10 protein-coding genes and 2 pseudogenes are annotated in these 12,505 nt (G+C 36.9%); 8 read left to right on the forward strand and 4 right to left on the reverse strand.

Features of this window, described 5'->3' with window-relative positions; translation table 11 throughout:
- The first annotated feature begins 169 nt into the window (after positions 1 to 169).
- Complete coding sequence (locus M44_RS04660; protein WP_010171336.1) at positions 170 to 1,033, forward strand: Cof-type HAD-IIB family hydrolase; 864 nt, start codon at positions 170 to 172, stop codon at positions 1,031 to 1,033.
- On the opposite strand, the gene M44_RS29785 is transcribed toward M44_RS04660, so the two are convergent.
- Positions 959 to 1,675 (reverse strand): CBO0543 family protein, encoded by a 717-nt coding sequence (locus tag M44_RS29785; RefSeq protein WP_420167090.1) that lies wholly within the window; start codon positions 1,673 to 1,675, stop codon positions 959 to 961. The genes M44_RS04660 and M44_RS29785 overlap by 75 nt on opposite strands.
- 66 nt (positions 1,676 to 1,741) lie before the next feature.
- Between M44_RS29785 and M44_RS20330 the strand changes: the two genes are divergently transcribed.
- Both M44_RS20330 and M44_RS29790 read left to right on the forward strand, forming a co-directional pair.
- Positions 1,742 to 2,995, forward strand: coding sequence for a coproporphyrinogen III oxidase (locus M44_RS20330; RefSeq protein WP_420167091.1), 1,254 nt, complete (start codon positions 1,742 to 1,744; stop codon positions 2,993 to 2,995).
- Between the two features lie 56 nt (positions 2,996 to 3,051).
- A complete protein-coding gene (locus tag M44_RS29790) occupies positions 3,052 to 3,249 on the forward strand; it encodes a hypothetical protein (protein WP_420167092.1) in 198 nt (65 codons plus the stop codon).
- 92 nt (positions 3,250 to 3,341) lie between these two features.
- On the opposite strand, the gene M44_RS04670 is transcribed toward M44_RS29790, so the two are convergent.
- Positions 3,342 to 4,391 carry an NAD(P)/FAD-dependent oxidoreductase gene (locus M44_RS04670; protein ID WP_010171338.1) on the reverse strand — a complete coding sequence of 350 codons (1,050 nt, stop codon included), beginning with the start codon at positions 4,389 to 4,391 and terminating at the stop codon, positions 3,342 to 3,344.
- Positions 4,392 to 4,827: 436 nt separating this feature from the next.
- Here M44_RS04670 and M44_RS04675 point away from each other — a divergent pair, with 436 nt between their 5' ends.
- Together M44_RS04675 and M44_RS04680 are read left to right on the forward strand one after the other, a co-directional pair.
- Positions 4,828 to 6,438, forward strand: a complete 1,611-nt coding sequence (locus tag M44_RS04675; RefSeq protein WP_010171340.1) for a long-chain fatty acid--CoA ligase — start codon at positions 4,828 to 4,830, stop codon at positions 6,436 to 6,438.
- Between the two features lie 23 nt (positions 6,439 to 6,461).
- Entirely contained in the window at positions 6,462 to 7,256 is a 795-nt protein-coding gene (locus tag M44_RS04680) for an enoyl-CoA hydratase (protein WP_010171342.1), read from the forward strand.
- A 63-nt stretch (positions 7,257 to 7,319) separates the two neighbouring features.
- Here M44_RS04680 and M44_RS04685 read toward each other — a convergent pair whose 3' ends face one another.
- Positions 7,320 to 8,573, reverse strand: coding sequence for an MDR family MFS transporter (locus tag M44_RS04685; RefSeq protein WP_010171344.1), 1,254 nt, complete (start codon positions 8,571 to 8,573; stop codon positions 7,320 to 7,322).
- A 132-nt stretch (positions 8,574 to 8,705) separates the two neighbouring features.
- Between M44_RS04685 and M44_RS29300 the strand changes: the two are divergent.
- Positions 8,706 to 9,676 (forward strand): annotated as a pseudogene (locus tag M44_RS29300) (phosphotransferase enzyme family protein).
- 56 nt (positions 9,677 to 9,732) lie between these two features.
- On the opposite strand, the gene M44_RS04695 reads toward M44_RS29300, so the two are convergent.
- Positions 9,733 to 9,918 (reverse strand): YhzD family protein, encoded by a 186-nt coding sequence (locus M44_RS04695; protein WP_010171346.1) that lies wholly within the window; start codon positions 9,916 to 9,918, stop codon positions 9,733 to 9,735.
- A gap of 376 nt (positions 9,919 to 10,294) precedes the next feature.
- Here M44_RS04695 and M44_RS20340 point away from each other — a divergent pair.
- Both M44_RS20340 and M44_RS04705 read left to right on the forward strand, forming a co-directional pair.
- Positions 10,295 to 11,196 (forward strand): annotated as a pseudogene (locus M44_RS20340) (ABC transporter ATP-binding protein).
- The gene (locus tag M44_RS04705) at positions 11,189 to 12,442 is read left to right on the forward strand and encodes an ABC transporter permease (protein ID WP_010171349.1); all 1,254 of its coding nucleotides are present in this window, start codon (positions 11,189 to 11,191) and stop codon (positions 12,440 to 12,442) included. Before M44_RS20340 ends, M44_RS04705 begins: the two are co-directional and overlap by 8 nt.
- The last annotated feature ends 63 nt before the right edge of the window (positions 12,443 to 12,505 follow it).

The following is a 12,505-nucleotide window of genomic DNA, read 5'->3' on the forward strand; positions in this document are numbered from 1 at the left end:
TAGAGTTGACTACAAAAAAATCTTCTATTAACAGCCTTTTGGGTCATCTTCTTTTAAATCGTTCTTTCCGCGTTAATTTCTAAAAGGATAACGGTTCTATTTATTGGTACGAGGTCATAAGTGTAATAGTGTAGAAGAGAAAATACTTCTTTAGAGGGGGCTTCCTTGAATGCTATATCGATTATTGGCCTTAACGATAGACCAAACTATATTAACACCTAGCGGTAAAATTACAAAAGAAACACGAGAGGCGATTCAATATGCAAAAAGTAAAGGAATACATGTAACACTTGTGACAGGTAGAAGCTATGCAGCTGCAAGAAGAGTGGCAAAGTCGCTACAAATAGAAGAAGAATTAATTACGCAGCACGGTGCTTATATAGGCCGTGAAAGTGATATCTCTTATATAAGAAAATTAGAGGAAGAAATGACGTTTGATATTGTTACCTTCCTTCAAAATTTCAATATTCAACTTCGACTAGCAGACGAGAAAAATGCCGTCATGACAAAAGGGAAGCTTCCAGAATCCATTTTAGGAAAAACAGTGTGGCAAAATGATTCTAGATTTATGAGTGGAAATCAGTACGTTCAAAATGTTGGTGACTATTTAGCAGAAAACCGTATGTCTCCTTGCAAAATTGACGCTGTATTTGAACAAGAGAGAGAAGTAGCGGATGTAAAATCTGCATTAGAAGGAATGTTTAATGAAATACATGTTATTCGTTCAGCACCAAAACGATTAGAAATTGTGGCGCAGCATGTGTCTAAATTAAATGGGTTGATTAGACTTTCTGATAAATTAGGATTTAAGCGTGAACAAATTGTGGTAATTGGATCTGGCCTTGATGATATTCCAATGCTGCAATGGGCTGGGCAGGGTGTGGCAATGGGTCATGCTTCAAATGAAGTAAAAGCATCCGCTAACTGGATCACTCGATCCCACCAACAAAATGGAGTGTCATACGTCGTCATGGAAGTGTTTAGAAAGCAACAGCCTATTGAATTTCTTGAAAGAATTAATATCATCCAGTAACCCCAAGGTAACTTGGGTTTTTTTTATTGGTTCATTAGACGCCGATGTGATAGAGTCCACTATTTTCTTTCCTATCAGAGGAATGAGTATAAAAATTGGAAAAGAATAAATGTGTTCCCAAACAATCGGAGCATAAATATTTAGCCATATGGCCACGTTCTCGAATACAAACGCAAAAATGAATGCAATAAGGATAGAACCTAGAATAAATGGCTTCCATTTAGAGACGTATTGAAACAATAGGCTATAAAAAATAGAAATCATAAGATCGATAGAGAGAATTCTTAGACCCCACGGAAGAATCATATAAGGATACTCCCAAAATTGGAGTTCTCCTCCTATCGTATCAAGTGTAGATGCAATAATAAATACGAGTGAAGAAAACAATAGGATGGATAGAAGACGAGAGCGGTCCAAGATCTTTATCCATAAGTAGACCAGAACGAGTGTTGATATGACTAGGAAAAACCACTGAAAGCTAAAAAACACTTCCTCAGACCAGTAACTCCATCTTAACTCACTTAATTTTGTTTGTTGTAGGTGAATTTCGTGTAATTTTGAGTTATGTACCATATGCTCTTCCACTCCTCTATTACCTATCATTAACAAAGAATGGTTTTTTATGTTGTATAAATCCTTCATTCATTGACCGCGAGGAGGATATTCAGTAAACTTTAAGATGATTTTAAGAAAGTTTAGGTGATTGTGATGAAATTGCTAATAAAAGGGATCAGTGATGAATATTTTCATCGACCACTTCAAAATATAGTATCTTTATTTTTTGATGAACCAACCGTGTCTTTTTCAACCATGGAGGATGATGATCAATCTGTCCTTACATTTAATTGGAGGGAAGAACATGGAACTTTGATGATTGAGGGGACATTTTCAACTAACGGACAAACATTCACTTCTCAAAAACAAGTGGACGTCCCTTCCGTTGAAGATAAGGAATGGAGAAAACAACAAAAGTATATGGTGTCTCAAGTAGTTTTATCTCTGTTACAAGAAGCGACAGGGATCATTCAGCCATGGGGTGTATTGACTGGCATGAGGCCTACAAAACTTTTACACAAACATAACCAAAAAGGTACTCAACTAGACATCTCCCATAAGGATCTAAAGGAAAAGTATCTTCTAACAGATCAAAAAATTGAGCTGATGCAACGCATTGTCAATCGACAGCTGTCTGTTGTGCCAGATCTCTATGAACTCAAAGATGAAGTAAGTATATACATTGGTATTCCATTTTGTCCTACAAAATGTGCCTACTGTACATTTCCCGCCTATGCAATAGGCGGGAAACAAGGTAAAGTAGATTCCTTCTTAGGTGGGCTTCATTATGAAATGAGAGAGACAGGGCGTTGGTTAAAGGAAAAAGGAATAAAGATTACAACCATATATTATGGTGGAGGAACGCCAACATCCATCTTAGCAGAGGAAATGGACATGCTATATGAAGAAATGATGGATTCATTCCCGAATGTTGAAAGTATTCGAGAAATTACAGTAGAAGCAGGAAGACCAGACACGATTACACCGGAGAAGCTAGATGTTTTAAATAAATGGAACATTGATCGAATATCGATTAATCCGCAATCGTACTCAAATGAGACTTTAAAAGCCATTGGGCGTCATCATTCTGTAGAAGAAACGATTGAAAAATTTCATCTTGCAAGAGAAATGGGTATGAATAACATTAATATGGATCTCATTATTGGATTACCAGGGGAAGGGGTGAAGGAATTCACTCATACATTAAATGAGACAGAAAAGTTATTACCTGAATCCTTAACTGTTCACACACTAAGTTTTAAACGTGCATCTGAGATGACAAAGAATAAAGAAAAATATAGGGTTGCTGGTAGAGAAGAAATAGAGCAAATGATGGGCTTAGCTGAGACTTGGACAATGGAGCATGGGTATGAACCATATTATTTATACCGCCAAAAAATATTTTAGGTAATTTAGAAAATGTTGGGTACGCTATTCCTGGTCAAGAAAGTATTTACAATATTATGATCATGGAAGAGGTTCAAACGATTATCGGACTAGGATGCGGTGCAGCCTCAAAATTTATTCACCCAACTACAGGGAAGATTACGCATTTAGCCAATCCTAAAGACCCAAAATCATATAATGATCACTTTATAGAGTACACAGACAAAAAATTGTCTATTCTGGAAGAATTATTTTGTCAGAAACCATCCATATAATAAAAAATAAGAGGTTGTCTCAAACAGTATCGATTGGGACAACCTCTCTTTGTTAAACTTTAGGCCCCATTATAGAGCGTTGTTTAACAGAGTCAAGCTTTTTGAAGTAATTGAGAAACCAATTGTTTATTGCGTTCGTTGAATACTTCATTGTGTGATGAAACCATTGCCTGTTCATTTGCTGTAGGTTCAATATATTGCTTCGCTTTATTAACGGCATTCGCAGCATCCTGAAATGCACCGGCAATTAAGTGAAGTTTCCCATCGTGCTTCATGATGTCACCCGCACCATACAAGCCTGGGATAGAAGACTCGCTATTTACGCTACAGGAGATATAATAGCTGTCACGCATGTCAATGGTTAAAGAGCTATCTTCAAGTAATGATGCATCACGATCAAATCCATGATTAATGATCACTTCATCTATAGAGAGAAGAAAGGCTTCGCCAGTTTGGTTATTGGTTAACTCTACTTTATGGATTCTTTCATGTTTACCAGCAAGTAAATTGGTAATAGATGTGTCAAAGAAAATATCTGCTGAGCTGTTTTCTAAGTGTTCCACACTTGCTTCATGTCCAGTTAACGCTGATTTTCTATGAGTCAAGTAAACCTTTTTAGCGACAGGTACTAGTTCATTTGCCCAGTCAACGGCCGCATTTCCACCACCTGAAATGATGACTGTTTTGCCTAAGAAGTGCTGAAGAGATTTTACTGTATAGTGAAGGTTGGTTACTTCAAATCGATCAGCGCCTTCAATTGATAATTTATGCGGTTTCAAAATCCCACTGCCAATGGCTACAATAACTGTTTTACTGTAGTGATCCATTCCAGATTCTGTTTTTAAGGTGAATAGACCTTCATCGTCTTTTTCCATAGATATGACCTTTTCATTGAGAACAACCTCTGGGTTAAAGGTAAGACCTTGCTGCACAATATTTTCTATTAATTTTGCACCAGGCAGAGGAGGGAGTCCTCCAATATCCCAAATCATTTTTTCAGGATATATATGTACTTTTCCGCCAAGGGTTGGTTGAAACTCAATTATTTTTGTTTTCATTTGACGAAGACCACTATAAAAAGCTGAATAGAGTCCTGCCGGTCCACCACCTATAATCGTTACATCAAAAATATCTCTATTCAAACAACTCACTCCTATCGTTTATCTTCTTACCAAAATTCTAGTAAAAAGATGAAACTAATAATCGTTCTCACTTAATGCTTTCATTGTAACTGAATTGATAACCTTTTTCAATTAGTTTTGAATGGTAAGTATATTTGTATGCATGTAAGAAACCTTTCACAACTTTCGTCCTTGAATTGACTTTTTATATAATCAAGCTTACTTTGAAGGTCTTCCTCAAAAGTGTATATGGCAGCCTCAAAAAAAAGACCCATTTTTATAATAGAGCCAAATACAAGTAGGAAGAAAAGAGAGAGTATTGTTAAATAAATATCTGAAAATTCAAACAAAAATAAAAAGGATTCAACGGTTCAATATGGAATTACTAGTGGTGTAAAGGTTTTTATTATTTGAAAACGCTTACTAATTAGATTGTGTTTAGGAGGAATGATAGAAAATGATGAATACCCCATTATTACTCACAGACTTAATTGAAAGAGCGGAGGTGTATTTTCCAACGAAAAAGGTAATTTCTCGCACTTCAAGTGGTGTACATACTTTTACTTACAAAGAAATCGTTCAACGTACAAGAAGGTTAGCAAGTGCCTTATCCTGTCTTGGGGTTGAAGAAGGTACAAAAGTTGGGACGCTTGCATGGAATCATCACCGTCACCTTGAAGCGTATTTTGCGATTCCTTGTATAGGTGCGGTTTTGCATACTATAAATTTCCGGTTATATCCACAGCATATCGCCTATATTGTCAATCATGCAAGGGATGAAGTCCTTTTAATTGATAAAGATTTACTTCCTCTAGTTGAAGCTATAAAAGATCAAATTCCACATGTTAAAGCATTTATTATCCTATCAGAAGAAGAAGTCGAAACCGAGTTAAAACCTAGCTATTCGTATGAAAAATTTATTGAACAACGAGATCCAGCTTTCCAGTTTACTAAAGAACTGGATGAGAACGCACCTGCTGTTATGTGTTACACCAGTGCTACCACAGGTAACCCAAAGGGAGTGATGTATTCTCATAGAGGAATTGTGTTGCACTCCTATGCACTAGGCCTAGCAGATACGACGGCCCTATCGGAAAAAGATGTCGCTATGCCTGTAGTACCGATGTTCCATGTCAATGCATGGGGACTGCCGTTTGCGGCCACTTGGTTTGGTACAACTCAAGTATTACCAGGTCCATACTTCACTCCGGAAATATTAGCAACACTAATTGAAGAGCATAGAGTAACCATTACTGCTGGTGTTCCGACAATTTGGAATGGGCTCCTTCAAGAAATTGAAAGAAAAGACTATAACTTGTCTTCTTTAAGAGGAGTATTGTGTGGAGGTTCAGCGGCTCCTAAAGGTATGATTAGAGCATATGAGGAAAAGCACGGAATTCCATTTATGCATGCATATGGAATGACGGAAACAAGTCCTTTAGCCATTATTGCTTCTGAAAAAAGTAGTTTAGGGGAATTAAACCAAGAAGAAAAAATTTCAATTAAAGCGAAGCAAGGAATTTTAGTGCCTGGATTACAAATGAAGATTGTAGGAAAGGACGGAGAAGTAGCATGGGACGGAAAAGAAATGGGCGAACTTTTATTAAGAGGACCTTGGATTGCTTCCCAATATGAGAATGATGAACGAACTCTAGGAAGCTTTAAAGACGGATGGTTATACACCGGAGATGTCGTGACGATAGATAAAGAAGGATATATTCAAGTAGTAGACAGAACGAAGGACTTAATTAAGTCAGGTGGCGAATGGATTTCGTCCGTTGATATAGAAAATGCCATAATGGCACATGAAGGTGTATTCGAAGCTGCCGTTGTAGCGATTCCGCATGAACAGTGGCATGAGAGACCGGTTGCATGTGTCGTTTTAAAAGAAGGATATCATGAGAAAGTGTCGAAAAAGGATTTGTATGAGTTTTTAACACCTCAATTTGCGAAATGGTGGCTGCCAGATGAAATAGTATTTTTAAATGAAATACCAAAAACATCTGTTGGAAAGTTTCTAAAACGAACATTAAGGGATGAGATTCAAGCACTGTTTCAGCAATCCTAGAGGAGAAATAAGGGGGAAAACATATGGTTGTCCAAACAAGCTATGAAACAATTAAAGTAGAAGTTTCTGGTGCGAAAGCGGTTGTGACGTTAAATCGTCCCAAGTCTTTAAATGCCATGAACGTTCAATTAATGAAAGAACTTGCTGGGTGTCTTCAAGAGCTTTCTAAAGACCGTGAAATTAAGCTAGTGGTGATGAAAGGGGCTGGAGGAGCATTCTCTTCTGGGGGAGATATTAAAGAAATGCTTGTTTCTGCTAATGAGAAAGAGTTTGGCTCTATCATGGATAGCATTTCACAAATTGCTATCACTCTCTATAGCATGCCAAAAGTGACGGTAGCGGCTATACATGGTGCAGCAGCAGGCCTTGGGTTATCGTTAGCTCTAGCGTCAGATTATGTTATTGCCGAAGAAAATAGTAAATTAGCGATGAACTTCATTGGAATAGGCCTAATACCAGATGGTGGAGGTCATTTCTTTATGGAACAGCGCTTGGGCCCTGTAAAAGCCAAGCAGTTCATCTGGGAAGGAAGAGTCATAGAAGGACAAGAGGCCTTTATGAAAGGCTTAATTGATGAGGTGGTTGCAGAAGGAAGACTAGAAGAATCTCTTGAGCGATTTGTAACGAAGACCCTTCACAGTCCGTTAAAGGCAAAGATTAAGACTAAGCAAATTATTACGGAAGCTCATAGGCCAGCTCTCATTAAAGTGTTAGAGCATGAAAAAGAAGGTCAATTCTTAATGAGGCAAACGGAAGATCACCAAGAGGGTGTAAAGGCCTTTATTGAGAAAAGAAAGCCTAATTTTACAGGTCATTAAAACAAACAAAAGGTTGTGCCGACTGGTTATTCTTTGGCACAACCTTTTTGTGCGATTGTCGATTTAAGCAAGTTTTTTCTCAGTAGTTATCACGCTTCTCTTATCCAACAAAGGGAGGATGATAAAGTAAATGAATGTACCTGTTAAGCCGACCATTGTAATAAGAATAGACATGGTAAGAGTTGATAAATAGGCTCCGAGAAAGACTGTAATGGCGGAAATTAACATTGCAAGATTAAATTTTAATCCGTTAAATGCCATGTAGGAGCTTCTCGCATCATCAGGAGGTATATTCGCAATATACGACTGTTCTACAGGGACACGAGTGACTTCTCCAATGGTTAACACAGCCATCATAATCACTAATAGTAAGATATTATTAGAATAAGAGATAAATCCGTACCCGATAGTAAAGGTTAAACAGCTTGCCACCAATACGAACCGATCGTTCATGTTGCTCGTGAGTTTAACTGCAAATAAGGCAATAATGGCAACTAAAATAGTATTTTCACTTCGTAAGTATCCCATCATCTTGACGCCATCTATTTCTAGCCCAAGAAAGCTCTGTGTGGGCATGGTTTCACTTAATCGAATACCAGTGTAGTTGGTTAATTGAAACTCCATAGAAAGAATACAAACGCCAGCTAATACATATAGAACGAATAAACGATCTTGCCATACAGATTGATATCCTTTAAAAAGCAAAGTAACATGTTCCGTTGCTTTCCGCTTTACAATAGTCGGTTTGTAGCTCTCTTCAATAAAGAAAATGATCATGAAGACAATAACGCCCGTAACTGTGGTAAGAGCTAGAAACAATTCAAATAAATAATCCTTAAATAAAAAGGCCCCGAGTATTCCGCCTATAGCTATACTTACATTGTTAGCCCAGTATGTAATGCTATACATTAGTTTTCTCTGATCGGGTGTGCTTACATCTATTAACATGGCTTGGTTTGCAGGTCCAGCTAACCCCCAGCAAACGCTATTTAATGTCATCATAAAGAAGGTTAATAAGGGTAGTTGTAACCACGGTGAATTGCTCAGCATCATGATAAAGAAAGCTACAAAGCGCAAAATCTCAGCGAGTAGAATGATCTTCTTCCTTCCATACTGATCACTAAAGTATCCACCAATAAAGGTAACACCTATTCCGATAAAAACATTCACCAATAAAAGGATTCCAGTGAGCTTTGCGCCAAAATGATAGGACAAATAAATCGCCATAAACGGAAAGATCATACTACCAACAGAGCTGCTTAAAAACGACTCTAAAATTCTAATCTTAATGTTACGGTGAAAATCTCGAAATTTCATGGAAGATCCCCCCTTTTTATTGTGGTAATCCATAATTTAACACATAATATCGTATATTCTTACTAATTAAATTTTCTGACTTTTAAGCTTTGTTGGAATTTATGCTAAATTATTGAAAGGAGGAGACTTGAGATGGAATTATTCATTGAGAAAGTATTTACGTCAGAAGTCTTATTTGATACGGCGAAACGATTTCAAGTGGTACCAGAAGAAAAACCCTTAGGAGATTTTGAAAATTTTGTGTTTAAAGCGAGAAGGAGTAACGGAGAAATAAGAATCTTACGCTTTACGCATTCTTCTCACAGAAGTATAGAAGAAATTGAACAAGAAATGAGCTTTTTAGATTATCTTGGGGAGAACGGTGCACCCGTTGCTAAACCCCATCGTTCAATTAATCAAGAATTTGTAGAGCCTTATCAAACAGAAAACGGAGTGTTTTATGCAAGCTTGTTTGATTACGCTCCTGGTACTAGAGTTACAGCAGAGGACCCAGAATTTTGGAATGACGAACTGTTTAAAGAATGGGGAAAAACAATAGGTCAATTGCATAAGCTCACGAAAAATTATCCCCATACTCCACATAGGTTAGATTGGGAAAAAGACGAAGAAATGTATATTCATTATCTACCTAATCACACCCTTAAAGCTTTGGCTTATGAAATCGTTGACAGTAATAAAAAAATTAACCGAAGACAAATGACACGTATGGTTTGATTCATAGTGATGTGCATCTTGGTAACTTTCATGTGCAAAATGGCAACATAACCATCTTTGATTTTGATGATTTGATGTATCAGTACTTTATTCATGATCTTGCTATCGTACTCTACTATTCTCTTTTAGGGAGTAATATGGAGGAAGAAGAAAAGACTTTATTTGCTAGACACCAGCTATCTTGTTTACGAGAGGGATACGAATCTCAACATATTCTTGATGAATGCTGGTATGAACATTTACATTTATTCCTGCGATTGAGGGATATTACTTTGTGCGGGGTAATCTATAAGAAATTTGAAGGAAAAGACATGCCGGACAATTATGCTCAAATAATTGAATCCATTGAAGAGAGATTGCGGAATCGCCAACCGATTGTTAAATTATAGGAATGAAAGCACTATACTTTTTTCGTTCATAGAAAAAGCACGCTGTAAGAAGCGTGCTACACGTGAAATAATAGTAGTTTTCCTTCTGGTGAAGTAAAGCGGTGCGTTTTTTCGCTATACCCCTGTTCTTCTATGAACGTTTTCCCCTTTTCTTTTGCCACCTGATCATTTTCAGCTAGAATGTTCTCCTCCACTACTTTTTCCCCAGTTTTTTCAAAGACGGTTAATTTGTATTCTCGCATATGCTTATTCCCCTTTATTTGTTGGCTCTGTTAACGAGTACTATTAATTTTGCTAATTTCCATCTGTTAATTGAAGCAAAATGGCGAAGACACCTCTAAACTGCTAAAGTACTTTGTTTGTGGAGGCTTTTTTGTGAAGCTTATGTAACTTCCCACGGAAAACGAAGTCTTTATGCGGAAAATCAACAGCGGTGTTTAACAGAGCCTATTATAAAAATAACAGACTATTACTACTATTCTTACATAATTTGATCTTCTTGAAAAGTATATAGATAGACCTGCTGAGAAAAAAAGAAATTTATTGTGATAATTCCTATTATTTGAAACTAAATACTGTTAAAGTCGTATATGAATAAGTATGAGGGAGGGGATATGCATGTCACTACAATTAAAGAATGTTACCAAAAGGTTTGGCGATTATACTGCGGTCGATTCTTTATCACTGACCATCCCAGAAAGTGAAATGTTTGGATTTCTTGGGGGGGAATGGAGCAGGGAAAACAACGACTTTTAGGATGATATTAGGATTACTTGATGCAACGGAAGGAAAGATTGAGTGGAAGGGTAAGTCAATCGATTATTCACGAACATCAGAGATTGGGTATCTTCCTGAGGAACGTGGTTTGTACCCTAAAATGAAGGTGAAAGAGCAAATCGTCTATTTAGCAAGACTAAAAGGAATGCAGAAAAAAGCCATTTTAAACGAACTAGATTATTGGTTAGAAAGATTTAAAGTTCCTGAATATAAAGACAAGAAAGTAGAAGAGCTATCAAAAGGAAATCAACAAAAAATAACAATTTATTGCATCAGTTATACATAAACCTCAATTACTAATTCTAGATGAGCCCTTTAGTGGACTAGATCCAGTGAATGTAGAACTATTAAAGGAAGCTGTAGTGGATATAAAGAAATCAGGCACAAGTATTGTGTTTTCTAGTCACCGTATGGAGCATGTTGAAGAGATGTGTGAAAGTCTTTGTATTCTCCATAAAGGGAAACCAGTTGTACATGGTAATTTGAAAGAAGTGAAACAATCCTTTGGGAAGAAAAATGTGAAGATTCAAGCCGATTTTGATTTAGCTTATCTACAAGAAGTACCTGGTGTCTTAAAATATAAAAGCAATCTACAAGGTGCTATTTTACAAGTGGATTCAGAAGAAATAGCGGCTATCCTATTTAAAGAACTTGCAGATAAGGGGTTCGTTAGAAAATTTGAGTTAGAAGAACCATCTCTAAATGATATTTTTATTGAAAAGGTAGGTGCTTCTTATGAATAATTTTTGGATCATGGTTGGCTATGCCTTTATGAATAAGGCCAAATCAAAGCAGTTTATTATCACGACTATCATTGTATTACTAGGAATTATTGTGATGGCGAACTTAGAAAATATAACGTCTGTTTTTGATGATGGAGAAGAATCTATCGACCAAATCGCCGTGATTTCGGATGAGGTAGGTTATTATAGTTTGCTGAAGGAGCAAGTTGAACAATCTATTATAGGTGTTGAGCTTGTTGAAGCAGACGGAGAGATGGAAGTATTAGAGAATGAGGTTCTAGAAGGAGAGTATAAAGGAATTCTTATTCTTTCTGAAGATGAACAGGGACTTCCTAGTGCCAAATACATGTCTGAATCCTTAACGAGTTCATTTGTTCAGTACGATATTGAAAGCTCGTTGCAATTCATTCGCTCGCAGCTCGCAGCACAAGCATTGAATTTAGATGCTGAAAGCTTGGCTATTTTAAATTCTCCAGTTCCTTTTGAAGTAGAAGCCTTATCAGAGGGCGCCAAAACAGCGGAAGAGTTAGATGAAGCAAGAGGTCTTGTGTACGTGTTACTTTTCTTTATCTACTTTACCGTTATTATGTACTCTTCTATTATCGCAACAGATGTTGCGAATGAGAAATCGTCAAGAGTAATGGAGATTCTTATTTCTTCTGTATCTCCAGTAAAGCAAATGTTTTCGAAAATAATTGGTATAGGATTACTAGGCCTAGCACAAATGGCGATTTGGCTTTTAGTGGGATATGTGGTATTAACCCAATCAGGTAGTGATTTAACTGGAGGATTCTTTGAATTCTTTGGATTTGAAAACATCGCATTCAGTACGATTATCTATGCGGTTGTGTTCTTCTTCTTAGGTTACTTTTTGTATGCTACGCTGGCTGCTCTTTTAGGATCGCTTGTTAGTAGAGTAGAAGAAGTTCAACAAATCATTCTGCCTATGATGTTATTAATCATTATTGCGTTCTTTATTTCTTTGTTTGGTTTATCTAATCCTGAATCCACTGTCGTAACGGTTACATCCTATATTCCATTCTTTACTCCACTCGTCATGTTCTTACGTATTGGGATGTTAAACATTCCTGCATGGGAAGCAATGCTTGGGATTGCTATAATGATTGCAACGATTTGGGTCCTAGGATGGTTTGGTGCAAAAGTTTACCGTGGCGGTGTTCTGATGTACGGAAAATCTGGAGGATTAAAAGATATAAGAAAAGCGATAAAGTTAACAAAATCATAATAATGGAAAAAGCTGAATTCACAGTAAGAGTGGATTCAGCTTTTTATTTTTGGTATGAAAAAT

This window comes from Bacillus coahuilensis m4-4 (genome assembly GCF_000171615.1).
Lineage (GTDB): Bacteria > Bacillota > Bacilli > Bacillales > Bacillaceae_K > Bacillus_T > Bacillus_T coahuilensis.

Bases quoted from the DNA above. Each gene is read 5' to 3' on its own strand.
- M44_RS04660 (WP_010171336.1), top strand. From the start codon at position 170: ATGCTATATCGATTATTGGCCTTAACGATAGACCAAACTATATTAACA.
- M44_RS29785 (WP_420167090.1), bottom strand. From the start codon at position 1,675: ATGAAGGATTTATACAACATAAAAAACCATTCTTTGTTAATGATAGGT.
- M44_RS20330 (WP_420167091.1), top strand. From the start codon at position 1,742: ATGAAATTGCTAATAAAAGGGATCAGTGATGAATATTTTCATCGACCA.
- M44_RS29790 (WP_420167092.1), top strand. From the start codon at position 3,052: ATGATCATGGAAGAGGTTCAAACGATTATCGGACTAGGATGCGGTGCA.
- M44_RS04675 (WP_010171340.1), top strand. From the start codon at position 4,828: ATGATGAATACCCCATTATTACTCACAGACTTAATTGAAAGAGCGGAG.
- M44_RS04680 (WP_010171342.1), top strand. From the start codon at position 6,462: ATGGTTGTCCAAACAAGCTATGAAACAATTAAAGTAGAAGTTTCTGGT.
- M44_RS04685 (WP_010171344.1), bottom strand. From the start codon at position 8,573: ATGAAATTTCGAGATTTTCACCGTAACATTAAGATTAGAATTTTAGAG.
- M44_RS04695 (WP_010171346.1), bottom strand. From the start codon at position 9,918: ATGCGAGAATACAAATTAACCGTCTTTGAAAAAACTGGGGAAAAAGTA.
- M44_RS04705 (WP_010171349.1), top strand. From the start codon at position 11,189: ATGAATAATTTTTGGATCATGGTTGGCTATGCCTTTATGAATAAGGCC.